This window comes from Phormidium sp. CCY1219 (genome assembly GCF_055795085.1).
Window position 1 is genome coordinate 1 of record NZ_JAYFEQ010000111.1, and the last position, 1,062, is coordinate 1,062.

The 1,062-nt window shown below is 52.7% G+C and carries 1 protein-coding gene; it reads right to left on the bottom strand.

The genetic code is table 11. From position 1 onward, the window contains the following. Positions 1–21 precede the first annotated feature (21 nt). Positions 22–1,062, bottom strand: a 1,041-nt coding sequence (locus AC0QH1_RS00640) for a photosystem I psaA/psaB family protein (protein WP_473154723.1), incomplete at its 5' end; no start/stop codon positions are given.

Sequence of the window (1,062 nt, forward strand, 5' to 3'; positions counted from 1 at the left end):
AATCAGGCAGTTAGAGCCTCATCAACCGAACTTACTCGCCGTAGAGGCAATCAAGAACGCCGCATAAGTCAGCACATAACCCACCGTAAAGTGAGCCAGACCGATCAAACGACCTTGGACGATAGACATCGCCACCGGCTTATCCTTCCAGCGAACCAGATTCGCCAAAGGAGTGCGTTCGTGGGCCCAGACGAGAGTTTCGATTAACTCTTGCCAATAACCGCGCCAGCTAATCAGGAACATAAACCCAGTGGCCCAGACCAAATGGCCGAACAGGAACATCCAAGCCCAAACCGACAGGTTATTCACCCCATAGGGGTTGTATCCATTAATCAACTGAGAAGAATTCAGCCACAGGTAATCGCGCAACCAACCCATCAAATAGGTAGAAGACTCGTTGAATTGCGCCACATTGCCTTGCCAGACTGCCAGATGCTTCCAGTGCCAATAGAACGTCACCCAACCGATGGTGTTGAGCATCCAGAACATCGACAGATAGAACGCATCCCATGCCGAGATATCGCAGGTACCGCCACGACCCGGGCCATCACAGGGGAACGCATAGCCGAAATCTTTTTTATCCGGCATCAGCTTAGAACCCCGGGCATCCAGAGCGCCTTTGACCAAAATCAAAGTGGTGGTATGCAGACCCAGAGCGATCGCGTGGTGGACCAAGAAATCACCCGGTCCGATAGTCAGGAACAAGGAATTGGTGCCAGAGTTGATGGCATCGAGCCAACCGGGCAGCCACACATTGCCGTAATTCGGCCATGCAGTGGAAGCGATGCTATCCGGGTTGGACAGCAGCACGTCGAAGCCGTAGAGGGCTTTTCCGTGAGCCGCTTGAATCCACTGAGCAAATACGGGTTCGATGAGGATTTGCTTTTCGGGGGTACCGAAAGCCACCACCACATCGTTGTGAACGTACAGGCCCAAGGTATGGAACCCGAGGAACAGAGATACCCAGCTCAGGTGAGAGATAATCGCTTCCTTGTGCTGTAAGACCCGATACAAGACGTTATTCTTGTTGGCTTCCGGGTCGTAGTCGCGAACCAGGAAGAT